We start from the raw sequence: 25,192 nt of genomic DNA, 5'->3' as shown, positions 1-25,192 counted from the left end.
GGTATGGTCACTTCATCACTGTTTTCTTAATGGAAACCAGCTTGTTGAAAGCATTTTCCCCAAGCACACGCTTGACAACTCGCATCACCTTCTTCTTAGGCGATTGCCAAGTCCCGGAATACTGATGGATGCTGATGGTATTGGCCGTCATATGGACTTTGCCGGTCTCATAGTCTTTAGCCGCGAAATATTCCGTCGGATAAATCCTCATATCTCCCTCGAGAACCTGCATCGTGTCGTTCCTCCGCAAACCATGACTCGCCAGGAAAGTAGTGATGTACTGCGGACTGGGCGTGAGATTGAGCTCGCCTTGTTCATCCACGAAGGACAAATCCTCATACATATCCCGCAGCCCCTTGATCAACGGATTTCCGGCCTCCGCGCCGAACCCAATGCCACCGTTAACCCATTCGCCGCCTTCAAAGCCCATGTAGGCCTTGTTGCTCAATAGCTCGTCAAGAGGTTTTACCAGTTCCACATCAGTATCAAGATAAATGCCGCCATGCGTGTAGATGATGTCGAATCGCGCATAATCAGGAACGAATCCCCACTTCTTCCGCTCATAGGCATCAGCCATGTACTGATTCTTATGCACGTCATAGTTGGTCTCATCCCACTGAATAATCTCGTAATCCGGAGCGAATTTTTTCCAGCTCTCCATGCATCGGCGTTCCTTCTCCGGCAACGGAGCACCGCCAAACCAGCAGTAATGAATAACCTTGGGAATCATCGAATAGCCTTTCGTGTATTGGTATTACGTTGGTTACCGGAACCGTTCATCGCATAGATATAAGGAACCGACATAATCAGCATCAGCAGATACCCCGTTGGTTCCATTCTGAGCGTGATGTTGTAGAAAAAGAGCACCACCATGAGAATGCAGGTTACCTGCGCCATGGTTCGAGTCTGGCCCGATGGGATATATCGTCTGCATGCGAGCCAAGCAACCGCAATAATGGATAGATAAAGAATCACGCCAACGTATCCGTTCTCGATGAACATCCAAATGGCGTGAAACCACTGATAGTGCGTGGAGTAATGCTGATTATAAAAGTCAGTGCTGAAGAAATTGGTGTAATCGGCATTGCCCAGACCGATTCCGAATAACAGGGACAATGGGTCATGGTGGAAAAACGCATCGGAAACCGTCTCTATTCCAGAAAAGCGGTTCAGATCGCCGACACCGTCATAGCCTGCATCACTGGTCGCATAATCAAGGTATCCCTGCAAACTGTAATTGGATGCATAAGTCGAAGACTTGCCGGCGTTCAGTATAACGAAATATGAGGAAGCTGCCGCCAAGGTGGCGACTCCCAAAAGCACCACGCCGATGGTGCGCCACGATATCTTCTTCCCTATCATCGCGGCGAGCAGGATAATTACCAGCTCGGCGAAGTACACCTTCAACTCCGCAGCAGCCGCCATGAAGGTGGCAGCAACCAATACTGCAAGGAACAACGGCGTCTTAATTTCACGGTCAAAATACCGAGATGCGATCAGAATCAGATACAGGCAAATGATGACGTTCAGCGGCAGATTGCTGCCGGAGAAATTCCAGAATATACCACCCACCATATCGCCGACAATCGTCCCCGCCGGATACTGGACGAGGAATCTCTCCACAGCACACAACGGCACCGATATCCAAAACACCGCGGACACCACGCGCAATACTATGTCGATATCGGTTTTCTTCAGGAAGACGACGCAAGTGTAAAAATACATGAAATACCGCACGATATTCCGGTATCCCCAAATCAGCGCCAACAGTTTTTCGGCATTCAATATGCCGCCCACGACGCCAAAAGCACAATACAACGCCATGAGACCGATAATCAGACTGGTATATCGAGCGGTTGATTTTCGTTCGTACAATGCAAAAACAAAAATCAAGACATTGAGGGCGTCATTGATATACAGCAACGCTCTTGGCAGGCCGAACGTATACACGAACGTATAGGAGAAGAAGAAATACGCCTGTGCGCACAATACCCACACCGCCTGATGCGACGATGGACGGAACAGCTCCTTGAGCCGTCCAGTCTCAAAAGCAATCCGTGACCGTGTCGTTGTCTTCACCGCCATATTGCACCCATAACCTTACCGAATCCTCACCGCGATAGCTGCATCGAATCATCCCACTCGTGCCGTTTCCGAGTATCCAGTGTTCAGAATCGTTTCGTTTTCTTCAGCTGCTTCATTGTGACCAACACCATGGCTGGCCATATCCAACGATGAGCAATACACATGTTCATCATTCTCAGCTGGAATGGATTGCGCCGATACGGATACCGTGCAATGACTGTACGAACATCTTCGTCATTGACGATACGGCGCACTTCCGCATACGCATCATATTCCTTGTGGCTCCGCCCGTAGGCGACCACTGCGCCGATGAAATGACGGACACGGCCTAGGAAATAGCGATCCAACCGGTCACGGTATGTATCCGCAGCACAAATAGTTTCCAAATCCTCGTTCATACGCGCATACTGCGTCTTCTGTTGTTCGAGGAATCTCGCATTAAAGGAATGCGTGAGCGAAGAACTATTGGTGTATCGGTAGAAATACAGCGGTCTGGCGATGTACGTCACGCACGATGAATGCTGTAGATAGGCAATATCGAAAATGATGTCCTCGGAGATGAATTGACGCTCGGAGGGGAAGCGAACATGATGCTCGCCAATCACATCCATGGAAAACAACGCAAAGCATGAGGACATGGACAGCAGTGCTTCCTTGCTGTCTTCCGGCTTCCCCGCGACCATCTCAAGCAGAACATGGTTGATGATGTCGGTCCCACGGAACGTGCGGTCGTCGTATGCCGCCGGCCGTGGGTTGACACGGCCTTCGCCATAGTATTCGTTGTAACCGCAGTAGCTGGTGTCGGCACCCGTCTTCCTCAGCTGCGCGTACAACTCCTCCACCATGCGTGAATCTACAAAGTCATCGGAGTCAAGAAACATCACGTATTGTCCCGACGCAACATCCAAGCCGCTGTTCCGTGCCATGCCGAGGCCGGCGTTCCGCTTGTGCACCACGCGGATGCGGTCATCCAGCGTAGCCATGCGGTCGCACATCTCACCGGACGAATCCGTCGAACCGTCGTCCACCAGGATGATTTCAAGATGTTTGTAAGTCTGTTCCAGCACACTATCGACGCACTGCTGTAAGTACTTTTCGACGTTGTACACCGGGATGACGACGCTGATTAGCGGGTTCTCACTCATCATGTTTCCTCTCACACGATATAGCCGTGCGTCTCTTCATCAAGGATCCGACGCATCTCATCCTTGCGTTCCGGAGTCACGCCACCCCTGTTCGTATACGAGACATCAAAGGTATGACCGGACTCCATGCGTGCATCATTCTTGGACTTGAACTCTTCATAGCTCTGAAGCACTCTCGCCGGGGCACCGGCCACTACCGTATTCGAAGGAATAACCCCACCGACAATGCTCCCCGCTCCGATAACCACATTGCTGCCAATGGTGGTGTTCGGAAGAATGATGCTTTTCGCCCCGATGAACACGTTGTTCCCGATCACGACAGTGCCCACCTTGGAGTAGCCGATTGCCTTCTTTGTGCTGCCGTCATGGCACAACACCAGCACATCCGGAGCTAGCGTGACATTGTCTCCGATGGTAATAAGCCAGGGAAACGAGGAGTCCAGGAACGAACCACGTTCAAGCTGGAAATTCGTTCCGATGGTCGCGCCTTGACGAATCCATCGTTTGATTCGAAGTTTGGTCAACTTTCTATCAAAAAACATCTGTCCGCCTTAACTATTCCACGAGAATCGCATCAACCGAAGAAACAAAGAACTTCGGGAAATACAGGCTCACATCGCCATGCTCCCGATACGATTGCACGTCCTCGATAACCGTGTATCGCTCCTTGTGCAGCAGCTCGAGAAGATCGTGAATGTGATCCGTGTACGTATGTTCCTCAGTCGAATAATGGATGAATACCTTCTGACCGGCCGTATCCGCATTGGTCCGGATATTGTCACGAAGATGCGCATCAAGGGCCTGCGCCACCTCATCACGGTCACGTCCGTTTTCGATGCCGCGCAACGTCATCTCGTTGGCAGGTGCGGTCAGATACCGGCCCAGCCAGAACTGAGGGGCACCCGCGATAATCTCGGCGCCCACGCCACGACCGGCATACTGCACGCCGAAGTTCAGCGCCGCCCAGCCACCCTTCGAAGAGCCACCGAAACAGACCTTCTTGATTTCCGGACGCTTGAGGAACGAATCAATGAGTGCCTTGGTGGCCTGTTCCATCTCGAACTCAGGATAGGCACCAAGGTAATACCCGCCTCGACGGTCCTCGCCGAAGTCATCGAGGATGAACAGTCTATTGACTGGAACATCTTTCAGGGTACGCATGTAGTTGTATCGTGCCGGAATGCCGGCACGGGTGCATGCGCTGAATACGACCAGAAGACGGTCCGAGCCTTTGCATGGCTGATACATGTATTTCAGCACCGTTGTCCCATAGCGGAACTTACGCTCCTGCACGGTCTGCTTCAGCAGTGTGGTCGCGAACTCGAAGTACTTGCCCAGTCTCTTCATCACACATCCACCGCCTGCCGGTACACCGCGCCGATGGTACGGAAATACTCCGCGTCGCTGAACTCGCGTTCGGCGAGCGCTCGTGACGCTTGAGACATGGCCTCGTAATGGCTGCGCTCGGCCGCAATCTTCGCGAGCGCATCGGCGAGCGCAGGAACGGCACCCGGTTCAATCAGGTAGCCGTTTTCGTTATCATGCACCGCAGCGGCCATGTCTCCTACGTTGGTAGCAGCCACGGGCATGCCGTGGGCGATGGCTTCCAGTACAGCTACCGGGAGTCCCTCATTGTATGAGGGTAGGACTAAAGCCTGGCACTGTTCGAACAGCTGGCGTTTCTTCTCGCCGTCGATCCAGCCGGCGAACTCCACAATAGGAGAAGCGGCATCCGCGGCAACGCCCAATAGTCCAAGCTCCCTGGCTTTGGCCTTTAGCTCGGCCTCCTGGGCACCGGTACCGGCAATCACCACACGCATATCGCCAAGACGTCCGGAATCACGCAGCAAGGCGACTGCATCCAGCAGATCGGCCACACCCTTGCGTTCGATGAGCACACCCATGAACAGCACACGGAATGGCTCACCGGTCACCGGCCAGTGCGTCACATCAGATGGAATATGCACGGCGTTGCTTATCACCACGATATTCGCGTCCGGCTCGATGGCCCTGATACGCTCATGCCACTGCTCGCCCAGCACAATCACCGCCGAAACCTCGCGTAGCATATGGCGGACCTGCTCCTGCCGCGCCGGCTTGCACCCGTCATACCATTTGGCGAACTCGGACCCGTGCATATGCAGCACATCCGGCACCCCGTACTTGCGGCACAGCCTGTGCACCTGCTGCTTGCGCACGAAGCTGCCCTTGTAGGACATATGGATGTGAACCACGTCCGGTCGCGTCCGATCATTGGCCAGCAATGCACGGATGCCGCGCATGGCCTTCGCGAAGAACAGCATCTTCCGAATCGGATTGGCCGCGATATACGTGGGGATGAACTTCATGGATACCCCATCGGCGGCCCAATTATGGTCCATCAACTGGTTGATGACACTGGTGATGCCGCCCTTGACGGACGAATCGTTGCCGACCATCAGCACGCGCAGTCGTTTCCCGTGCCCTTCATGTCCGGACTCCCGAGGCTCATGCATCACTTGCGAGCGCACGAATCCGTCAATCGAATCGATGATGGTCTGCGTATTGGATTCGAACGGCCGATACGTGGTGTTTTTCACCTCGGTCAGGGCATCGGCGAGCTGCGAACAATCGTCGCAGGCGCAGATGATGCCCATCTGCTTGAATTCCTTGATAAGCTGCAGCTGGTGGTCGTCCACATGCTCGCCGTATTTGGCGAGGCGTGGCACGGCTATTACTTTTTTCCCTTTCTTCACCGCGCCGATGATCGCGCCGGTACCACCATGCGTGATGACGATGTCTGCCTTGCCCATACGCTCGCCGAACTCATCACGGTCGAGGAACTGCTTGAAAGCGTAGTGCTTCGGCTGGTAGTCGCTGTACCCGCTCTGGGCGAACACCGGTTCCGTGATCGCGCCGGAGGCCACCAGTTCGTCCACCGCCTTGAGGAGCCGGTCGAACTGGAATTTCTGGGATCCCAGGGTAATGAAGATCATCGCTCGGCTCCCTTCTAGTAGATGCTGCCCAGGCAGATGGCGTTCGGATAGATGTCCTTCATGCTCTCCCATTGCACGTAGAACTGATCGGCGAACCGGTACAGCAGTTTGCCGGATTCGGTCGCGGAAGTCACTTTGGCGAACGACTCGATGTAGATGAGCTTCTTGCCGAAAAGCTTCATCAGCAGGCACATGGGCAGCATGGCGAGTACGCCGGTGCAGACAATCACATCGGGGCGTTCCTTGATGATGATGCCCAGGCAACGGAAGCCGTTGAGCACGAGCTTGAGCAGGACCGTCTTTTCCTTGCGGTTGATCTGGCCCACGTAATAGGTTTTTCTGCCCTGTGCTTTGGCTTGGTACTGGGTCTTTTCGGTCAGGACGAAACTGTCGTACCGCTCCATCAGCGGTTTCAGCATCATCAACTGCTCGTAGTGGCCTCCCGAGGACGCCGCGAAACAGAGCTTCGGTGATTTCCTACTCATAGCCGTTGGTCTCCGATCAATGACAGCAGTCGGATAATCCGGACAGACGGACGAATCCGCCGATTCAGTCCCGGCGGAACAAATCGCGGGTGTAGACCTTGTCCTCGATGTCATCGAGGCAGGCGTCGTAACGGTTGGCGAGCACCGAGTCGCTGCGCTTCTTGAACTCGTCGAGGTCGTTGACCACCTCGCTGCCGAAGAAGGTGCTGCCGTTCTCCAGCGTCGGTTCGTAGATGATGACGGTTGCGCCCTTGGCCTTGACCCGCTTCATCACACCCTGGATGGCGGATTGACGGAAATTGTCCGAATTCGACTTCATGGTAAGGCGGTACACGCCCACGGTCACCGGCTTCTCGTCGGCGGCGTCGTATTCGTTGTTCTCGCTGTACCCGTAGTAGCCGGCCTTGTTGAGCACGCTATCGGCGATGAAGTCCTTGCGGGTGCGGTTGGACTCCACGATGGCTTCGATGAGGTTCTCCGGCACATCCTGGTAGTTGGCAAGCAGCTGCTTGGTGTCCTTGGGCAGGCAGTAGCCGCCGTATCCGAAGCTCGGATTGTTGTAATGCGTGCCGATGCGCGGGTCCAGGCACACGCCGTCGATGATCTCGCGGGTGTTCAGGCCCTTGGACTCGGCGTAGGTGTCCAGTTCGTTGAAGTAGGAGACGCGCAGCGCCAGGTAGGTGTTGGCGAACAGCTTCACGGCCTCCGCTTCGGTGAAGCCCATGATCAGCGTCTCGATGTTCTTCTCGATAGCGCCTTCCTGCAGCAGTCCGGCGAAGGTGCGGGCCGCCTCCACCAGACGTTCGTCCTCGGGATCGGTGCCCACCACGATGCGGCTCGGGTAGAGGTTGTCGTACAAAGCCTTGGATTCACGCAGGAATTCCGGGCTGAAGATGATGTTCCTGGAACCGGTCTTCTCGCGGATGGACTTCGTATAGCCCACGGGAATCGTGGATTTGATGACCATGATCGCGTTCGGGTTGACCTTCATGACCAGGTCGATGACGGCCTCCACGGCGGAGGTGTCGAAGAAGTTCCGCTTGCTGTCGTAGTTGGTCGGCGCGGCGATGATTACGAAATCCGCGTTGGCATAGGCTTTCTCGCCGTCGAGCGTGGCGGTGAGATTCAGCTCCTTCTCCGCGAAGAACCGCTCGATATAGTCGTCCTGAATCGGCGATTTGCGGGCGTTGATCATGTCCACTTTCTCGGGGACGATGTCCACGGCCGTGACCTGGTGGTGCTGGGCCAACAGCACGCTCAGACTCAGGCCCACGTAGCCGGTGCCGGCCACGGCAATATTCAGGGACTCGCGTTCAGTCATCCGTGAACCTCTTTCTTCAACTGAATCGTCGTGGGAAATTATGTGGGAAAGAAACGCCGGCATCGTAACCTTTCGACGGGTTCCCGGCATAGGGGGCATGGAGTAACCGTTATGGAAAAATGCTGTTAGCGGTCCTCAGCATCGCGTTGCTTCGCGACTTTGCTGCCGTGCTTCTTGCCACGTTCCGACTTGCTTTCGCCGTAATAGTAGTAGTAGCCGGACTTATGAGACTTGTCCTGGTCTGCGTAGTTGATGGCCACGCCGGCTGCATGGATGTCGAGCGTTTCCAGTTCCTGGGCGGTCTGGCGGAGCATGCTCTTCTCGGTGACGCCAAGGCCGGCCACAAGCAGCAGTTCGGGACCTTCCTTGGCGAACACGGCCGCATCGTTGGCCACCTGCATCGGGGCAGTGTCCACAATCACGTAGTCGTAGGCGCCGGAAACCTGGTCGATGAGGGCCTTCATTGCACGGGAGTTGAGCAGGATGCTCGGATTCATGGTCTGGGTGCCGGCCGGCAGCACATGCAGGTTCTGCTTCCAGTAACGCTGGATGGCGTCCTGCGAGGAGACCTGGTTGGTGATGAGGTGGGTCAGACCCACATTGCCTTCGATGCCGAGCTTGTCGCTGACGGACGGGTTGCGCACGTCGGCGTCGATGAGCAGCACCTTGCCATCGTTCTCGGCGAAGGCGGTGGCGAGGTTGACGCACAGCGTGGTCTTGCCTTCGGACGGACCGGCGGAAGTCACCACGATCACGTTGGACTGGGGTCCGTCCGGCAAGGCGAACATGAGATTGGTACGCAGACGGCGAACTTCTTCGGCTTCGCGGGAGGCCGGCTTGGCGATGATGACCGGGGTCTTGTTCGCATACGCCTCGTCACGGCTCAGAGTGCCTAGCACCGGCACCTCCACAATGCCGGTGACATCGGAATCCAGACGGACACGGGTATCCAACAAGTCCTTGATCAGTGCAGCCACGATGCCCAGGATGATTCCGCAGGCCACGCCGGCCGCAAGATTGCGGGGAATGTTCGGGGAACTGGGCGAGGCCGGCGTGTACGCCTGCTGCACCACGGTCAGGTTCACCGGGGAGACGATCTTATCGCCCTCATCGGTGTAGAGGGTGGAGGTCACCTGTTTCTTCAGGCTCTCGGCCACCGCGTTGGCGATGTTCGAGGCCATCTTCGGGTCGGGGTTCTTCACTGAGATGTCCACCAGCATGGTGCCGTCCGGGTTTGATGCGGTGACGCCCTGGGCGAGCGCGCTCACCGTAGTGTTCAGACCCAGGTCGTCGATAACCGGCTGAAGCACGGATTCGGTCTTCACCAGCTGGGGATAGGTCTGAATCTGGCTGTTGATGTAGTTCGCACCGGAGCTCAGCTCACCTGCGTTGCCGGAGCTACCCGTCTCACCGGATCCCGCAGAGGTACGGTATGTGGCCAGCAGCTCCGCCGTAGCCGTGTACTGCGTAGTTCGCGTGAAGGTGTAGCCGGCCATTGCCGCCACCACAACCACCAGCGTGATCACAGCGGTGATGAGATGCTTCTTCAGCACATTAAGAATGTCGAGAATCGTCACTTAGGCACTCCGTTCCCAGCTGAGGTTTTCCAGCTCAGGGGTTGTTGCATATCTGTTCAAGTTTACCGACAAGGGGGTACCCCCACCACGAGGAGGGTGTCTGGCACCCCGCCGTCAGTCGGTCGAAGGGGTCTGGCGTATGGTCGGCTCGGTGTTGCCCGCCGAGGCACTCGCCAGCACGTGGATGGTGGTGGTGAACCGCTCCCCCGGTTTCAGGGTCACGGTCTTGGCGCCCACGGTGAGGCCGTCGTGCGTGGCGATCTGGTCGAAGTCCTCGCTCCAGTCCACCAGACGGCCACCGGCGGGCGCGTATACGTACAACACGGTTTCTATTTCGCCGTGGCGGGGCTTGCCATCGTCGTCATAACCGCGCAGCAGGTCGGGCGTGGCGGTCACGGCCGAAGCGTCGGCGGTGTTGGTGAGCGTCACGGTGAGCGTGTACTGGCGTGCCCCGTTGGGGTAGGTCTTGTCGTACTTGCTGGTCACCTCGCGCTTCAGGTACCAGTCCATCTTGCCCATGGTGGCGTCGTTGAAGTAGACGCCGATTTCAGGCTGGGCGGGCTTGGCGGACAGCGCCCCGGAGACCTGTACGCCGGCCAGTTGCTCCTGCTCGGCCTCGTGCGCGCTCCAGAGATACAGATGCCCGTCCTCGACCGCCTGACGCACGGTCTTGAGCATCTGCATGCCCTTGCCGTCGAGGTTGTGCAGCACATGGTCGAAGACCTGGCTGGCGGCCAGTGCGAAGAACACGTCCTGTTCGGACTGCGTGCTGGAACCCAGGTAGATGCGGTTGAGCAATATCTGCGCGGCGTTCTGGCCATTCAGGGTCACGGCCGAGCCGCTGCCGCCCGTGCCGCTGCCGCCCGCACCGCCGTCCAGCAGGGTACTGGCCGTATCGTCCAGCGCGACCGGCCCCGCCACGGCGAGCAGCCGCTGCAGGAACACCGGGTCCACGCTGACCACGCCGTCCACGCCGCCGTTGCCGGCACGCTTCCAGATGTCATGCGCCAGTTTGGCGGTGCGGGTGAAGTCCGGCGTGAAGTTGATGTCCTGGTAATCGGTGGCCATTTTGGTGGAGAACAGGTTGCGTTCGTCCGCCGTGAGCACGCTGCGGGCCTCGGCGTCGCCGAACACCGCGTCCGCGGGCGGGGTGACGAACGAGCCGAGCGCAAGTCTGCCCGCGCTGATGGTCAGCACGCCCCACGAGCTGGCGATGCCGCCGGTGGCGCGCAGTTCGGCGTTGTTCTGGGCCAGCACCAAGTACGTGCGGGTGCCGCCGGACTCCCCCGTGGCCAGCATCGACGGCAGGATGCTCGCCAGATTGCCGGCCGTACCGGTCAGATCGGCCAACGTGCCGAGCTGTTCACGGCCCTGGGCGATGGCGCTGTTGAGTTGCGGGAAATGCGTTTCGCCCACGGTGTTGAGCTGGGCGGCGGCATCCGTAAGCGACTGGTTAGCCCGTGCGAGATCCGGAGCCACATCATCCAGCCCTCCCAGCGAAATCACGCCGTCCTTGATGCCGATGTCGTCCAGGTCTACCGTTCTCGCCACGTTGGCGAGCGCGGGCATCGCGTTGTTGGAGACATCCTCGAGGACGCGCACGACCTCGCGCACGGTTTTGATGTCCGAACCGTAGTGGGGCGTGAATTCGGCAAGCGCCCACACCGGCTGGTTGGTCTGCGCGTAGGTCCGGTCGATGTGCAGCGAGACTTCGTCGATGCCGTCCGCGATCTTGTCAAGATCGATGTCGCCGCCCTGCACTTGGGTTTGCAGGCTTTTCGCGGAGTTTACCGCGGCCTCCACCTCGCCTTTGGCGGTCCATGCGGACACGGCGAACCAGCCGGTCAGCGCGACGATCGTCAGAATCAGCACGCCGAGTACGGCAAGTACGATTCGGCGGCGTGTGCGGGCACGTTTCATGCGGGCCACGGACGCGCGGCTCATGCGACGGCGACGCTGGGGTGCGGAACCGTTGGAATCGGTCTGGTAGCCGGCATCGGACGAATCGTTCGGCCCGTCGGCCCGCGAAGTCACGGTCGCTGCGGAAGATACGGGAGGCGCAGGCGGCTTAGGCGGCTCACCGGAGGCCCCTGTCGGGCGAAAGTCGCTCATCAGTAGGCCCCCTTGTGGCTCAGCACGGCCCCCACCGTACGGAACATGAGCCCGATGTCGCCCAGAATCGACCAGTTCTGCACATAGGCCACGTCCAAAGCCTCGCTTTCCGCGGCGGACAGGTCGGAGCGGCCGGACACCTGCCACGGTCCGGTGATGCCGGGTTTGACCAGCATGCGCGTGGCGTACAGCTTGTTGTATCGCGCGTATTCCTCGGGCAGCGGCGGTCGCGGCCCCACGGCGGACATGTCGCCCTTGAAGACGTTGAGGAACTGGGGCAGCTCGTCGATGGAGAAGCGGCGGATGAACCGGCCCACCGGCGTGATGCGCGGGTCGTCCTTCATCTTGAAGATGAACCGGTCGGTCTGGCCCGTCTGTTCGGCGAGGGCGGCCTTGAGCGCGTCCGCGTTGGTGACCATCGAGCGGAACTTGATCATCTCGAACGGTTTGCCGTTGAGGCCGATGCGGGTCTGGGTGTAGAACACCGGGCCGCCGTCGGTGAGTTTGATGGCGATCGCCACCGGCACGGTGATGATCGAGGAGCAGATGATGGCCAGCGCGGAGACGACGATGTCGAACATGCGCTTGGCAAGGCGCACGGACGGGGAGTACTGGGCGAGCCGCTGGGTGATGATGGTGACGCCCTGGATGGAGCGGACCTGGAACTCGTGGTTCGCGGTGTCCGCCGCGGAGGCGAGCATCGCGATCTCCAGTCCGGAGGATTCCATGCGGGCGCAGAAGATGTTGTAGTTGTCCGAGTAGCGGCGCAGCTCGTCCGCCACCAGCACGGTCTGGGCGTTCATATCGATGATGTGGCGGGCCAGGGCGGTATCGCTGTACTGCAGGACCGGAAGCGAGACTCCCCAGGAGTCGGCGAGCGCGGCTTCCACCGAAGCCAGGTCGGGGTCCGGCTCGATCAGGCTCGTCGTCTGGTTGCAACGAATCGGGCAGACGGCCACCGGACGGTAGTTGAGCTGCTGACGCAGGCGCAGGAACCGCAGCGTGCGGTCGATGCCTTTCGGTGAGCCGACGATCACCGTGCCATAGGCGAACTGGCCTTTGCTACGGCTGCGGGTCAGGAACAGACGGGACACGATGCGCTCCGCCAGGGTCAGCCAGCTGCCGGCGAGCACCATGATGGTCAGCGTGGTGAGGGTGAGGCGGAAATCGAAGACGTAGTCAAACGTGCAGTGCACCATCCAGCACAGGGCCGTGCCCTTGCCGAGCAGCATGTTCACGCGGTAGCCGTCGCCCATGACGTGGCGGTGATAGATGCCCACGGCCCGGATGGACCAGACCCAGAAACATGCGGCGATGACGAGGTACACCGTGGGGTCCATCGTGAATCCGAAACGCACGGAGTAGAGCGGCAGGTTACTGCGGCGCACGTTCAGCACGGTGGCGCCGGCGATGATGAACATGGCCGCGTCCACCAGCATGAGCGCCATGTTGACGAAGAACCGCCAATAGAGCACCTGGGAGAGCTGCCGCTGACGGAGGTCACTGAATTGCTCGTCGGTGCGTTCGCGGAGTTGAGCTGTCTGAACCACTGATCCACCCTGCGCTGATCGAAGTCGTACGTGTGCCTGAAAACATGGTCGGCATTCCGGGCGGCGAGCGCGGGTCGTATATGCCATTCCGAGGTCAGCCGGAAGGTCCGAAACACCCCCGAACTGCGGAAAATATTGTACAGGACCCCCTACGACTCACGGGGGTGGACGGTGTCGGGATCAGTCGTTGCGGTCGGTGTGGTTACCGCGCTTCTTGAGCTCGTCGATCTCCTGTTCAAGCTGGATGATGTACCGGACCTGCTGGCGGATAAGCTGGTCGCGCAGATCGTCGCCGTCGGACATGGAGAACGCAGCGGGCACGGTCGGAACGGCCGAATCAGCGGACGGCGCATCGGCGGGCTTGAACGGTTCGGCATCGTCCGCATGGACGGCGAATCGTGCGGCCTTGGATCCGGCACTGCCCGCGGACCAATCGCGTGCGGGCAGCGGGGCCAGCACCGACCTGTCGTTGGCGGCTCCGGCGGTCATGCGACGGCCGCGCACCTTGCCTTGCGCGGACTTGGCCTCGTTCGCCGGAATCTCCCCGGAGAAGATCTCGGCGGCGGACTCCCTCCAACGGGAGAAGCAGCGCTCGATGCGCTTGTATCCGATGAGTTCCGGCGGCAGGCCCGCCTTGCGGAACAGGTCGACCGGACTGCCGCCCTGATAGTAGCTGGTCAGGCACTGGCGTTTGAAGACGGTGGTGTAGGTGATGCGCACTGCCGAGGCGGAGGCCACCGCCGGCAAGCTTTCGAGATAGCTGATCTGTTCTTTGGTAAAAGGCGCTCTGCTGCTCATGGTGTGGCGCGGTCTCCCCGATGCTTGTACCGCAGACGTGCGCGATCCGCGGACGGTAAGGGGTTCAACATCGAGTTCCGTCATAGTCAGGGTCGCTTTCATGGTCTCAACAATCGTGTATTTCCCTGAGGCTGACCGGTCACACAATCAAACTCCAACCAACCGATGCCACCTCGGGGCAACATTCTAGCTGTTAACGTTCACACCCACTAGAACGTTGCAGAAAATTTCATATTCCGAAATGCTGGGCGTTCTCATCGCGGACAGCCTTCGCCGTACAGGAGCCGCGCTGCTACTGAAAATCGATTGACATAATGCCCGCGGATATGGACATTCCCGCAGCCCTATCGTCCGGCATATGACCATCGCGGCGCCTACGTACCTTCCCGCATGGTTGCGTACGCCCAGCCACGTTCCCGCGCTTCCCGTACGCCGCCGACGCAACAGTCAATATGCGGAACGAGGGGATGCGGACATGCGTGAACCGACCACCCCTGGGTATAGCGTATTGGGGTGCTTTTGAGTGGGCCGCCCGGCCCGGCACGAGGACAACGACGGGTCGCGCGAAGAGGAACCACCGGGAGAACCTGAGGAACCACACATCATCCGACATCGCCGGAAACCATATGGCTGGACGGTACGGAAGTGGAGTGTGCGTGGCAGGGATGAGCGGCAACGAACGTAGGGACGGCGGACATGGCCTGGGCGCGCGACGCAGCGAGCTGCAGCGGGTGCTCGGCCAGGAGGAATCGTACGTCGACGGCAAGCTGAGCCATGCGGCGTTCGTCTCGATCGCCATCCTGACCTTCATCACGTTCGTGGGCAATTTCACGCAGCTGCAGCTGAGTTCCGCGCTGCCGATCATCGTCTCCGAATTCGGCATTTCGGTGACCACTGGCCAGTGGCTCACCTCGGTCTTCCAGCTGGTCATGGGCGTGATGGTGCCGCTGACCGCGTTCCTGACCCGCCGTTTCTCCACCCGTCAGATCGTGATCTGCTCGATGGCCGTGTTCACCGTGGGTTCGGTGCTGGCATGGCTGGGCCCGAACTTCCTGTGGGTGCTCGTCGGCCGTGTGCTGGAAGCGGCCGGCACCGGCGTGATGTGGCCGGTACTGCAGATCACCGTGTTCTCCATCTACCCGCTTTCCCGCCGCGGTTTCGCGATGGGCACCGTGGGCATGGCCATGAGCGTGGCCCCCGCGATCGGCCCCACGCTGGGCGGCTGGCAGACCGACGCCAACGGCTGGCGCTCCATCTTCCTGACCATGACCGTGATCGGCGTGCTGTCGCTGCTGGCGGCCATGTTCGGACTGCACAACTTCGGCTCGCATGACCCCTCGGCCCGCGCGGACTTCTTCTCGGTGGCGCTGTCCGTGTTCGGCTTCGGCGGCCTGATGTTCGGTTTCACCAATTCGGAGGCCTACGGATTCGCCGCGCCCGTGGTGTGGGGGCCGATGCTTGTGGGGCTGGCCGGCATCATCTGGTTCGCGGCGCGCAACATCAGGCGAGGCAGGGCGTACCGCGCGGCGAAGGCTGCGGTTTCGGAGATGCCGGAGACGCCGGACGGTCACGGCGCGGCTTCGACCATGCCCACGATTGCGACAAACGGCAACGCTAACGGCACTGCGGCCGCCGGACGCCCCGCGCTCCCCCAGCCGCCGCTGCTCGACCTGGCCGTGCTCAAGAACCGTTCGTTCACCATCGGCACCATCACCGCCTCGCTGGCATTCTTCGCGTTCAGTTCGATTCTGGTCATCATGCCGCTGTACATCCAGACCGACCGCGGCTATTCGGCCACGATGAGCGGCCTGATCATGCTGCCGGGCGCCATCGGCCAGTGCGTTTCCCAGTTCTTCGGCGGCCGCGCGATGGATCGGTTCGGCGCACGCCCGGTGGCCCTGTTCGGTTCGATCGTGCTCACGGTGGGCACGCTGGGCATGTCGCTGGTGGCGATGGATACGTGGATCTGGTGGGTGTCGATCTGCCAGTTCGTCCGTCAGATCGGCATGGGATTCCTGCTGATGCCGATCACGACGTGGTCGTTGAACTGCCTGAACGGACCTGACGAGGTGTCCGCCGGCTCCTCGGTGACGAATACCGCCCGTCAGATCGCGGGTGCCGTGGGTGCGCCGGTGCTGGTGATTCTCATGGAGACGTTCGAGGCGTGGCGTCACGCTTCGGGCGCGTCCACCGTGGCCGCTTCGATCTTCGGCATCCAGTGGGCGCTGCGCGTGTCCGCCGGCATCTGCCTGATCATGGTGCTGCTGGTGGCGTTCGGCGTGCGAGGCGACGGTGCCGGACGCACGCGCGACGCCATCTCCCTGCACGCCCTGCGCCGTCGTCTGCATCGGGCGTAGTCGCACTTCGGCTCCCCTCTCTGAGGGGAGCTGTCAGCGTAGCTGACTGAGGGGAGTCTCTGCTTGGAAAACTCCCCTCAGTCTCACTTCGTTCGACAGCTCCCCTCAGAGAGGGGAGCCAGAGAACATGCTCGGTCCTGCTCCAGCCCAACGGATACCCTCTTGCAAGCCAGAAAGGACGTTCACGCCTTGCCGAGCGCCGTCAGGACGATGAGCAGCACGTTGAGCGCGATGATCAGCACGGCCACCACGATGAAGACGGCATGCTTGACCGCACCGTCCACCCATTCGCCCATCAGCGTCTTGTCATGCGTGTACCGCATCAGCGGGATGATGGCGAACGGGATGCCGATGGACAGGATCACCTGGCCCACCACCAGTGCTTCGGTGGGGTTCGGCGCGAACCACAGCACGATGAGTCCCGGCACAAGCGTCACCACGCGGCAGGCCCACATCGGTGCCTTGATGCGCAGCAGTCCGTGCATGATCTCGGAACCGGCGTAGGTGCCCACCGACGTGGAGCTCAGCGAGGAGGCCAGTAGGCCGATGGAGAATATCGTGCCGATCACCGGACCGAGCACGGCGACGATGGCGTGCTGAGCACCCTCGATGGAGTCGGTTCCCTTCATGCCGTACAGCGAATTGGCCGCCAGAATCAGCAGGCTCAGGTTCACGGTGCCGGCCAGCAGCAGCGCCCAGAACACGTCGACCTTGGACCCGTCAAGCAGACGCTTGATGCTCGGCTTGGCCTCTCCCCCGGCGTAATGGTCGTTGACCAGCGTGGAATGCAGGTAGATGGCGTGCGGCATCACCGTGGCGCCCAGCATGGAGGAGGCCATGAGCACGGAATCCGTGGTGGTGAAATGTGGGATCAGGCCGCCCGCCACGTCGGCGGGGTTCGGCGGGTCGATGAACAGGCCGGCGATGAAGCCGAACGTGATCACCAGCAGCAGCGCGATGACCATCTTCTCGAACAGTCGATGCGTCTTGCCGCCTTCGAACATGAGCAGCACGGTGGACACCGCGCCGATCACGCAGCCTCCCAGGAACAGCGGCAGGCCGAACAGCAGGTTCAGCGCGATGGCGCCGCCGATGAGTTCGGCCAGATCGGTGGCGATGGCGATGACCTCGGCCTGTGCGAAGAACATGAATCGCCCGGCGTCGCTCATACGCTCGCCCAGCAGTTCCGGCAGCGATTTGCCGGTGACGATGCCGAGTTTGGCGGACTGGTATTGGATGAGCACGCTCATGGCGTTGGCCAGCACGAGCACCCACACCAGCAGATAGCCGTATCGGGCGCCGGAGGTGATGTTGGCGGCCACGTTGCCCGGATCCACATAGGCCACCGCGGCCACGAACGCCGGACCGAGGATGCCGGCGAGCGCATGGCCATGCGCGTGATGTTCGGCCTTGCCGGCCCGGACGCCTTGCGCCGCGCGGCGTTCCTTGTCGATTTCGGCCTCGGAACCGTCCAGATCGGTACGGTGGGCCAGGGCCTCGGCGTCGAGGATGTTGACGTCCGGGTGGTCCACGGCGAGACGGGGGTTGTCCGGGTGGATGGCACGTCGCTTGTCGATGGTGTGCATGCGGCCGTAGCCGCGGCCGTGTTTGCTGCTGACGATGGTCGGGTCGTTGGTGGTGGCCGGAGCCGTACGGCTGGTCTGGCCGGTGCCGTTGTTCGGAGTCTCTGGTGTCGATGATGCCGATGATGCCGATTCGCTCACGTTGTCGTTCATGTCCCCTGCTATGCGCTTCCCTTCAAATACCGGGCCCAGTTATAGCGCAGGCATGTTTCGCTCGTCAACACTTTTCTTGGCTCCCCTTGAAGGACATTGCCGTGAAGCAAACAGCAGAGCTGTTTGTAGGCAATGTGCGAGACGACAGTCGAGCCATCAAAATGCGAACGAAAGTTCGTCCTTAATTGCAGAGGAGCTGGCGGCGAAGCCGACTGAGGGGTAGTCAGAGCTGGAACATTCCCGAACTGCTGACTACCCCTCAGTCATGCTTACGCATGCCAGCTCCCCTGACAAGGGGAGCCAAGGTAAAGCACAGGGGAGCCAAGAAAACTACGACATCTGTTCGTGCACGGAGGCGTTGACCCACTGGTGCTGTTCGACGTTGTATCCGGAGAAGATGCCGATGTCGAGCATGCAGTCGCGGTAATCGCGGCCGTGGGCGATGGTGATGTAGTTGTCGTCCACCAGACGGTTGTGCGTGGGGTCGAGTCCCACCCATCGGCCGTCCTGATAGACCTCCACCCAGGCGTGCGTGGCGCCTTCGCCACCCAAGAGGCCGGCGATGTATCGGGCGGTCAGGCCCACGTGACGGCATACGGACAGCATCACATGCGCGTAATCCTGGCACACGCCCTTGCGTTGGGCCAACGCCTCTTCGGCGGTGGTGCGGATCGTGGTGGAGCCGGGGGTGTACACGAAGGCCTTGTAGACCTCGTCCATCACCTCGCTGGCCCGTTCGACGGGCGTGGCGGAGGACGGCAGGCCACCCAGACGTTCACGGCACACGCCGATCATGGCCTCCACGCACGGTCCGGGGATGGTGAGCGCGGAGTTGAAACGGTAGAGCGGCTTGTAGATCTCGGTCTTGATATGCGCGTTGTCCACGAATGCGATGCCCGTGACCGAATAGTTGAACACGTCGTGCGGTTCGGGGATGAACCCGGTCATGACCACGGAATCGAAGGAATCGATGGTGGTTTCCAGCTCGGTTTCGGGAGTGAGCTTCACCTCGACGTCGATCACCTGCTGTCTCGGACCAGTGGCGGGAATGCAGCGCAGCTGGAAACGATGATCGGTGACCGGCGAGCTGAAGGAGAGCTTCATCTCATAATCGAACACGAGTTTCTTCAAGGCGTCTCCTGCGGAAAATCAAACAACCTGTGCCATGGTGGGCACGAACCGGCTAATGAACAACGGTCGTGTGTACCACCATAGCATTTCCGTCTGTCAGGGGCTCCGGTCAGGGCCGCTTGGCGTCCATGTTCATCGCGCTCAGCGAGCCCATGTCCTTGATGGCCAGAGCGCTGATGCGCCCGGAATAATCATCCAGATACTGCTTGAGCAGGGTGGCCACCTCCTGGTAGCCGCGGGCGGGCAGCTGTCCCACGAGCCAGCTCAGGCCGTCGGCGAAGCAGCTCGGCAGCGGCATGCCGTCCAGCACCATCGAGTAGGAGGCGAGCTTGCGCAGCGGGGCCTCCATCTCCTCCATGGACAGGCCGAAGCGCGTGTACAGGTCGATGCGTTCCAGGTACTTGCCGATGAACACGAACGCCTTGAGCGTGGGCTCGACGGACGAGTTCTCGATGCCGCCCCAGAAGGCGAGCATGTCGTCGGCGATGTCGCGGTGGTTGTACAGGTCCTCGGCGCTTGCGGCGTTCTTGGCGGCGTCAGTGATATTGGTCATGGACAGTTCCACGTACTGCAGCAGGCGCGAGCTCAGTTCCGGGCGCAGGATCACGGCGTTGTTGAACGCGGCGGTCACGGCGGAACGCACGGAATCGGGGTTGTTGCCGTCGTACAGGAAGTTCTTGACGAACTCGTCGAAGTCCTCGAAGTCCTCCGGCAGGTCGAGCGCGTGGGCGAACGGGCGGAAGGCGTCCACATCGGTGTCCATCACGCGGTCGTAGAACGGGAAGAACTGGTTGAGTGTGGTGAAGGCGCGTTCGGTGTAGCGGCCGAGCCAGTACAGGTTGTCCGCCTTGGAGGCGGTCACCAGGGACAGCGAGTGGCGGCGGGACTGGCTCAGCAGGTTCGCCACCTGCACTTCGGCGCCGAGCTCGTGCTCCACACCGGTTTCGGGCGCGAGCACCCACGTATCCTTGAAGCCGCCGCCCTGCGAGGAGTTCACGATCATCTGGCCGGGCACGGACGAGTAGCGGGTCAGGCCGGAATACCATACGTGCGTGTTCTTGCCGGTCACCACGAACGCGCGCAGATCGCACTTGCGTGGCGACATCTCGCCGGTCTTGGGGTCGAACACGTCGATGTCGCGGAACTGGATCACTTCCTGGGCGATGAAGCGGCGCGGATCCTCCTTGATGCGGTCGGCCAGATCCTCGCGGGCCTGGGCGTCCAGCGACGAGCCGAACACCACGCCGTAGCCGCCGGCCTCGGCCACGTCCTTGATGACGAGCTCGCCCATGCGGTCGAGGACCTCCTTGCGGTCGGCCTCGAACATCGGCATGTAGGTGGGCGCGTTGTGCAGGATCGGTTCCTCGCCGAGGTAGTACTTGATCATCTGCGGCACGAAGTAGTAGATGGCCTTGTCGTCGGCCGCGCCGTTGCCGGGCGCGTTGACGATCGCCACGTTGCCGGAGCGGTACGCGGACAGGATTCCCGGCACGCCGATCACGGAATCGGGGTTGAAGGCGAACGGATCGAGGTATTCGTCCGAGAGACGGCGGTAGACCACGCCCACGCGGTGGCGCTTGCCGGCGTAGTCGAGGAAGTAGACCTTGTTGTCCACCACTTCGAGGTCCTCGGGGAAGGCGAGCGCGGCGCCGGTCTTCTCGGCCAGGTAGGCGTGCTCGAAGAACGCGGAGTTGTAGCGACCGGGGGTGAGCACCACGGCGATGCCCTCGGTGGAGACGAAGTCCATAGCCTTCCTGAGCAGTCGTGGGTATTCGCGGTTGTCGCGGATGTGCACGTCGCGGAAGAGGCGCGGGGAGATGCGACGTTCGATGTCGCGCACGAACAGCGGGTAGCTGGCGCCGGAGGGGATGCGCAGGTTGTCCTCCAGCACCCACCAGCGGCCGTCCTCGCCCTGGACCAGGTCCTCGCCGGCGATGTGCGCGAAGATGCCGCCGGGAGGGGTCACGCCGTTGACCTGCGGGAAGTAGCCGGCGGAGGTGTAGACGTATTCCTCGGGAATCACGCCGTCGTGGATGATGGCCTTGTCCGAGTAGATGTCCTTGAGATAGGCGTTGAGGGCGTTGACACGCTGTTTCAGGCCCTTCTCCAGTTCGTCGAACTCGTCCGATTCGATGATGCGCGGCACCGGGTCGTACGGGAAGAGACGGTCGTGGTATTCGCCGTTCTTGTAGATGCCGAAGCGTACGCCGTTGCGGGAGAGTTCGCGGTTGATTGCCTCACGACGGTTCACCAGTTCGTGGGCCAGCTTTTGTGCCGCGGATTCGATCATGCTGCCTGCTCCTTGCCTTTGCCGTGACTCGTCCGACCGTTTCGGGCCGTTGCATGCGTTTGCTGCCACCCCTTTCGTGCCGGCACCGGCGACGCTTTGAGCGCGCTGACGCCAACCGCAACGGGGTCTGTTGCTTGTAATCTAGGCCGGGCCCGTTTCGGCAAACGTGCGGATATGTTACGGGCAGGTCACTTGGGCATGCGCGCAGGCGGGGACATGGGGAGGTGCGCAGGCAGGGCCTGGGTATGCGCATGGCCGTGATGCCTTCCGATGCCGATAGGATGGTGGGCTATGACGATGACTCGACTTCGCCTTGATTTGGCTTATGACGGCGGCGGATTCTTCGGCTGGGCACGCCAGCCCGAGCTGCGTACGGTGCAGGGCACCATCGAGGACGCATTGCACAAGGTGCTGCGCGTTCCGGCCGATGACGCGGACGAACCGTTGCGGCTCACGGTCGCCGGCCGTACGGATACCGGTGTTCATGCCTCGCATCAGGTGGCGCATCTGGATGTGTCGCCGGAGGTGCTCGCCCGTTGCCAGGGTCATATGGATGTGCCGGTGTGCGAGGCTCTGGCCCGCCGGCTCAGGGCCGTGCTGCCTGCGGACATCGTGATGCATCGGGTGTCCGTGGCGCCGGATGGGTTCGATGCACGGTTCTCCGCTTTGGAGCGCACGTATGTGTATCGTGTGGCCGACCGGTCCAGCGAGGTGGACCCGCGTCTGCGCGGATGTGTGCTGCGTGTGGACGAGGCCTTGGATGTGGACGTGATGAACACGGCCGCCGCGATGACGATCGGCCTTCATGATTTCGGTTCGTTCGCCACTCCGAACCCCGGCGGCACCACGATCCGCGAGGTCAAGACCGCGTATTGGCGACGGATACCAACCACTCCCCTGGTTCCCGAGGAATTGGCCATGGGCGAGGCCTATCGGACGCCGTCGTTGGAGTCCGGACTGCTGGTGTTCACGATTGTGGCGGACGCCTTCGCCCGCAATATGGTGCGTTCCCTAGTCGGCTCGTGCGTGAAGGTGGGCTCGGGGCGCAAGTCGTTGGACTGGTTCGCCGGGAAAATGGCCGAACCGGTGCGTGAGGGTTCAAGTGGGCCGATCGCGCCGCAGGGCCTGACGCTGGAGCACATCGCCTATCCGGCCGACGACCAGCTTGCCGCCCGTGCCGAGGCCATCCGCGCCGTCCGCACACTCCCCTGATCCGCGATGCTCCGTACGATCCCGATGCATCACGGCTTTCCCACGGTGTGGTAATTCCCGCACCGTGTGGTTGACAACAGATGCACTCAGACGCCAAAACCGCATAATAACGCCGTTCCCGCGAACCGCACGGTGCGGGAATTACCACACCGTGCGACGAATACCACACCGTGGAGTGGCGATGGAGTGGCAACCACCGCCGGATACGCAATGAGGGTTGGAACCCAAACGGATTCCAACCCTCATTCAGCTTCAACAGCTAGATGCTGTGCTTCAAGCTCACTCGGCGTTCTCGGCCGGAGCCTCGGTGGCCTCAGCGGCCTCGACCGGAGCCTCAGCAACCGGAGCCTCGTCGGCAACCTTGGTGGCAGCCTCAGCTTCCTTCACCACGGCCTTCTTGGCAACCGGCTCGGTGACGAGCTCGATGATGGCGGCCGGAGCGGCATCGCCGACGCGCGGGGCGATCTTGACGATACGGGTGTAGCCACCCTCACGCTGCTCCATCTGCTCGGCGATCTGGGTGAACAGGACGTGCACCACGGACTTGTTGCGGATGACGCGCATCACGCGACGGCGGGAGTGCAGATCACCGCGCTTGGCGAAGGTGATCAGGCGCTCGGCCAGCGGACGAAGGCGCTTGGCCTTCGGCAGCGTGGTGGTGATGCGGCCGTTCTGGAACAGGCTGGTCGCCATGTTTGCCAGCATGAGGCGCTCGTGTGCGGGGCTGGAAGCCAGACGCGGGCCCTTCTTAGGTGTAGGCATGGGATTAACTCCTTATTGTCCGTGAGCCCGGGCAGGTGGGCATATGCCCGAACATCCGCTCGGGACTCACCGGACGTGTTTTAGTGAAAGAGGCAGATCACTCGTCTTCCGGCGAGAAGAAGGTGCCACCTTCGAGATTGTTGGTGTCGAAGGCCATCGGCGAGGACTTGAGGCTCAGACCCAGGGTCTGCAGCTTCTCCTTGACCTCATCGATCGACTTCATACCGAAATTGCGGATGTCGAGCAGGTCCTGCTCGGTGTGGGAGACGAGCTCGCCGATCGTGTGGATGCCCTCGCGCTTGAGGCAGTTGTAGGAACGCTGCGTCAGGTTGAGGTCCTCGATCGGGACCGCCATCTCGGGGTTGGTCTCCTCGGCCACCGGGGCCGGACCGACCTCGACGCCCTCGGCCTGGGTGTTGAGCTCACGGCACAGGCCGAACAGCTCCACCAGGGTCGAACCGGCGGAAGCCACCGCATCACGCGGGGAAATGGCGGGCTTGGTCTCCACGTCCAGAATGAGCTTGTCGAAGTCCGTGCGCTGTTCCACACGGGTGGCCTCGACCTTGTAGCTCACCTTGAGCACCGGGGAGTAGATGGAATCGACCGGAATACGGCCGATCTCACCGTTATCCTGCTTGTTCATCTGGGCAGGCACATAACCGCGGCCGCGCTCGACGGTGAACTCGATCTCGAGTTCGCCATCCTCGGCGAGGGTCGCAATGTGATGCTCAGGATTGGCGATGGTGACGCCGGCCGGCGGGGTGATGTCCCCGGCGGTAGCCTCGCCCTTGCCGCTCTTGCGCAGGTACATGACCACAGGCTCGTCATATTCGCTGGTGAGCACGATGCCCTTGGTGTTCAGCAGGATCTCGGTGACATCCTCCTGGACGCCCGGCAGAGTGGTGAACTCGTGCAGGGCACCGGAGATGCGCACGGAGGTCACGGCAGCACCCGGGATGGAACTCAGCAGCGTGCGACGCAGCGAGTTGCCGAGCGTATAGCCGAAGCCAGGCTCAAGCGGCTCGATGGTGAAGCGGGAGCGCTGCGGATTCAGAGATTCCTCGGTCAGAGTCGGACGCTGTGCAATAAGCACTGTGGTTATCCTTTCAGCTTGACTCGGTGGTGCACTCACCGGTTAAGCGGTTTTGGATGGATTGGTATTGCTGAGTGCTCAGACGCGACGACGCTTCGGAGGACGAACGCCGTTGTGGGCTTGCGGGGTGACGTCGGTGATGGAACCGACCTCGAGGCCCGCGGACTGCAGGGAGCGGATAGCGGTCTCACGACCGGAACCCGGGCCCTTGACGAACACGTCGACCTTCTTGACACCGTGCTCCATGGCCTTACGGGCGGCGGACTCGGCAGCCATACCAGCAGCGTACGGCGTGGACTTACGGGAGCCCTTGAAACCGACATCGCCACCGGAGGCCCAGGACACCACAGCGCCGGACGGATCGGTGATCGAGATGATCGTGTTGTTGAAAGTGGACTTGATGTGAGCCTGACCCACCGGGATCGACTTACGGTCGCGGCGACGGGCGGGCTTACGAGCGGCTTGCTTAGGAGCTGCCATTGACCCTCGTTTCCTAGTAACGAACTTTATTGTTGACGCCCGGGCGATGGGATGGGATCATCCCGTGGCCCGGATCATGCCAC

The 25,192-nt window shown here is 60.8% G+C and carries 20 protein-coding genes; 2 read left to right on the top strand and 18 right to left on the bottom strand.

Annotated features, from left to right (window positions below):
- Nucleotides 1-7 precede the first annotated feature (7 nt).
- The 12 genes from JS536_RS02110 to JS536_RS02055 all read right to left on the bottom strand — a co-directional run bounded on the left by JS536_RS02110 (nucleotide 8) and on the right by JS536_RS02055 (nucleotide 14,048).
- A complete protein-coding gene (locus JS536_RS02110; RefSeq protein ID WP_214355579.1) occupies nucleotides 8-730 on the bottom strand; it encodes a glycosyltransferase in 723 nt (240 codons plus the stop codon).
- The gene (locus JS536_RS02105; RefSeq protein ID WP_214355578.1) at nucleotides 727-2,085 is read right to left on the bottom strand and encodes a hypothetical protein; all 1,359 of its coding nucleotides are present in this window, start codon (nucleotides 2,083-2,085) and stop codon (nucleotides 727-729) included. The genes JS536_RS02110 and JS536_RS02105 overlap by 4 nt, the downstream gene beginning before the upstream one ends.
- An 83-nt stretch (nucleotides 2,086-2,168) precedes the next feature.
- Nucleotides 2,169-3,233 (bottom strand): glycosyltransferase, encoded by a 1,065-nt coding sequence (locus JS536_RS02100; RefSeq protein WP_214355577.1) that lies wholly within the window; start codon nucleotides 3,231-3,233, stop codon nucleotides 2,169-2,171.
- Nucleotides 3,234-3,241: 8 nt separating this feature from the next.
- Nucleotides 3,242-3,772 carry an acyltransferase gene (locus JS536_RS02095; protein WP_206603793.1) on the bottom strand — a complete coding sequence of 177 codons (531 nt, stop codon included), beginning with the start codon at nucleotides 3,770-3,772 and terminating at the stop codon, nucleotides 3,242-3,244.
- Nucleotides 3,773-3,785: 13 nt separating this feature from the next.
- Nucleotides 3,786-4,577 carry a hypothetical protein gene (locus JS536_RS02090; protein ID WP_214355576.1) on the bottom strand — a complete coding sequence of 264 codons (792 nt, stop codon included), beginning with the start codon at nucleotides 4,575-4,577 and terminating at the stop codon, nucleotides 3,786-3,788.
- Nucleotides 4,577-6,277 (bottom strand): PssE/Cps14G family polysaccharide biosynthesis glycosyltransferase, encoded by a 1,701-nt coding sequence (gene pssE, locus JS536_RS02085; RefSeq protein WP_214355575.1) that lies wholly within the window; start codon nucleotides 6,275-6,277, stop codon nucleotides 4,577-4,579. Before pssE ends, JS536_RS02090 begins: the two co-directional genes overlap by 1 nt.
- Complete coding sequence (pssD, locus tag JS536_RS02080; RefSeq protein ID WP_240544203.1) at nucleotides 6,220-6,627, bottom strand: PssD/Cps14F family polysaccharide biosynthesis glycosyltransferase; 408 nt, start codon at nucleotides 6,625-6,627, stop codon at nucleotides 6,220-6,222. Before pssD ends, pssE begins: the two co-directional genes overlap by 58 nt.
- 127 nt (nucleotides 6,628-6,754) lie before the next feature.
- Complete coding sequence (locus JS536_RS02075; protein WP_214355696.1) at nucleotides 6,755-7,993, bottom strand: nucleotide sugar dehydrogenase; 1,239 nt, start codon at nucleotides 7,991-7,993, stop codon at nucleotides 6,755-6,757.
- Nucleotides 7,994-8,136: 143 nt separating this feature from the next.
- Nucleotides 8,137-9,588, bottom strand: coding sequence for a polysaccharide biosynthesis tyrosine autokinase (locus JS536_RS02070; protein WP_214355573.1), 1,452 nt, complete (start codon nucleotides 9,586-9,588; stop codon nucleotides 8,137-8,139).
- 114 nt (nucleotides 9,589-9,702) lie between these two features.
- The gene (locus JS536_RS02065) at nucleotides 9,703-11,700 is read right to left on the bottom strand and encodes a DUF4012 domain-containing protein (RefSeq protein WP_240544202.1); all 1,998 of its coding nucleotides are present in this window, start codon (nucleotides 11,698-11,700) and stop codon (nucleotides 9,703-9,705) included.
- On the bottom strand, nucleotides 11,700-13,148 hold the full coding sequence (locus JS536_RS02060; RefSeq protein ID WP_240544221.1) for a sugar transferase: 1,449 nt from the start codon (nucleotides 13,146-13,148) through the stop codon (nucleotides 11,700-11,702). The genes JS536_RS02065 and JS536_RS02060 overlap by 1 nt, the downstream gene beginning before the upstream one ends.
- 282 nt (nucleotides 13,149-13,430) lie before the next feature.
- On the bottom strand, nucleotides 13,431-14,048 hold the full coding sequence (locus tag JS536_RS02055; RefSeq protein WP_214355571.1) for a hypothetical protein: 618 nt from the start codon (nucleotides 14,046-14,048) through the stop codon (nucleotides 13,431-13,433).
- 665 nt (nucleotides 14,049-14,713) lie between these two features.
- Here JS536_RS02055 and JS536_RS02050 point away from each other — a divergent pair.
- Entirely contained in the window at nucleotides 14,714-16,405 is a 1,692-nt protein-coding gene (locus JS536_RS02050; RefSeq protein WP_214355694.1) for an MDR family MFS transporter, read from the top strand.
- Nucleotides 16,406-16,587: 182 nt separating this feature from the next.
- Here the strand turns inward: JS536_RS02050 and JS536_RS02045 are convergent, their stop codons facing one another.
- From JS536_RS02045 to JS536_RS02035, 3 genes are all read right to left on the bottom strand, one after another.
- On the bottom strand, nucleotides 16,588-17,859 hold the full coding sequence (locus tag JS536_RS02045) for an Nramp family divalent metal transporter (protein ID WP_346427451.1): 1,272 nt from the start codon (nucleotides 17,857-17,859) through the stop codon (nucleotides 16,588-16,590).
- 612 nt (nucleotides 17,860-18,471) lie between these two features.
- Nucleotides 18,472-19,272, bottom strand: a complete 801-nt coding sequence (locus tag JS536_RS02040) for a transglutaminase family protein (protein WP_214355570.1) — start codon at nucleotides 19,270-19,272, stop codon at nucleotides 18,472-18,474.
- A gap of 109 nt (nucleotides 19,273-19,381) precedes the next feature.
- The gene (locus JS536_RS02035) at nucleotides 19,382-21,562 is read right to left on the bottom strand and encodes a circularly permuted type 2 ATP-grasp protein (RefSeq protein WP_214305101.1); all 2,181 of its coding nucleotides are present in this window, start codon (nucleotides 21,560-21,562) and stop codon (nucleotides 19,382-19,384) included.
- A 297-nt stretch (nucleotides 21,563-21,859) separates the two neighbouring features.
- Between JS536_RS02035 and JS536_RS02030 the strand changes: the two genes are divergently transcribed.
- A complete protein-coding gene (locus JS536_RS02030) occupies nucleotides 21,860-22,774 on the top strand; it encodes a tRNA pseudouridine synthase A (RefSeq protein ID WP_214355692.1) in 915 nt (304 codons plus the stop codon).
- A gap of 279 nt (nucleotides 22,775-23,053) precedes the next feature.
- On the opposite strand, the gene rplQ is transcribed toward JS536_RS02030, so the two are convergent.
- The 3 genes from rplQ to rpsK all read right to left on the bottom strand — a co-directional run bounded on the left by rplQ (nucleotide 23,054) and on the right by rpsK (nucleotide 25,109).
- Nucleotides 23,054-23,536 carry a 50S ribosomal protein L17 gene (gene rplQ / locus JS536_RS02025; protein WP_214355569.1) on the bottom strand — a complete coding sequence of 161 codons (483 nt, stop codon included), beginning with the start codon at nucleotides 23,534-23,536 and terminating at the stop codon, nucleotides 23,054-23,056.
- A 97-nt stretch (nucleotides 23,537-23,633) separates the two neighbouring features.
- Nucleotides 23,634-24,629: a DNA-directed RNA polymerase subunit alpha gene (locus tag JS536_RS02020; RefSeq protein ID WP_109057469.1), complete on the bottom strand. Its 996-nt coding sequence runs from the start codon at nucleotides 24,627-24,629 to the stop codon at nucleotides 23,634-23,636.
- Between the two features lie 78 nt (nucleotides 24,630-24,707).
- A complete protein-coding gene (gene rpsK / locus JS536_RS02015; protein WP_034527262.1) occupies nucleotides 24,708-25,109 on the bottom strand; it encodes a 30S ribosomal protein S11 in 402 nt (133 codons plus the stop codon).
- Between the last annotated feature and the right edge of the window lie 83 nt (nucleotides 25,110-25,192).

Origin of the sequence: Bifidobacterium sp. SO4 (assembly GCF_018555355.1) — a bacterium.
GTDB classification, from domain to species: Bacteria; Actinomycetota; Actinomycetes; order Actinomycetales; family Bifidobacteriaceae; genus Bifidobacterium; species Bifidobacterium miconisargentati.
This window is presented reverse-complemented; position numbering and strand designations above follow the sequence as displayed.